The sequence below is a fragment of the Novosphingobium endophyticum genome (genome assembly GCF_014640675.1).
Lineage (GTDB): Bacteria > Pseudomonadota > Alphaproteobacteria > Sphingomonadales > Sphingomonadaceae > Novosphingobium > Novosphingobium endophyticum.
In genome coordinates this window covers 1-885 of sequence record NZ_BMHK01000103.1, presented here as the reverse complement: position 1 = coordinate 885, position 885 = coordinate 1, and the positions used below count along the sequence as shown (strand labels likewise).

Annotated in this window: 1 pseudogene; it reads left to right on the top strand. The window is 62.3% G+C overall.

The features are described from left to right. Positions 1 to 885, top strand: a pseudogene (locus IEX32_RS21190) (IS66 family transposase); the annotation flags it as partial.

Below are 885 nucleotides of genomic sequence, written 5' to 3'. Positions count from 1 at the left end.
TCTCATGCCGCCAATGCGAGAAGATCCGCCAGGCACCGGCGCCCTTCCACGTGACGCCCCGGGGCATGTTCGGCCCGCACTTTCTCGCCGATCTCGTCTTCCAGAAATACGGGCTGCATCAGCCGCTCAATAGCCAGCGCGACCGACTGGAGGCGGAAGGGATTCCCTTGAGCCTCTCGACGCTCGCTGATCAGGTCGGTGCCGTCTGCGCCGCGCTCAGGCCGATCGCCCTGTTGAACGATGCCCATGTGCTGGCCGCCGAGCGGCTCCACGCCGACGACACCACGGTTCCCCTCCTTGCCAAATACAAGACCGAGGTCGCCCGTATCTGGGATTACGTGCGTGATGATCGTCCCTTCGGTGGTCCAGGGGCGCCGGCCCTTATATGCCGCTACTCCCGAAACCGGAGAGGCGAACATCCCCGTGCGCNACAACGCCATGACCCGCGCAAATTGCTGGTCGCATGGTAGACGTAAGCTGTACGAACTGGTCGATGTCGCCAAACAGCTGAAGCGCAAAAAGAAGGGAAGCGTGCCGCTCATCTCCCCCCTTGCACGCGAAGGATTGGAGATGATCGACCAGATCTTCGCCGTCGAGCGGGAAATCATCGGCAAGACTGCCGAGGAGCGCCTGCGCGTTCGCAAGGAAAAGATCGCCCCGTTGGTCGATCAGCTCAAGAACTGGTTCGATACGCAGCGCCAGACCCTCTCACGGCACGATCCCGTGGCCAAGGCCATCGCCTACTTCCTCAATGACTGGGAAGGCTTCACCACATTCCTGGAAGATGGCCGGATCTGTCTCACAAACAACGCCGCAGAACGGCCGCTGCGCAGCGTGGCTCGGGGCCGCAAGAGTTGGCTGTTCGTTGGTTCGGACCGGGGCGGA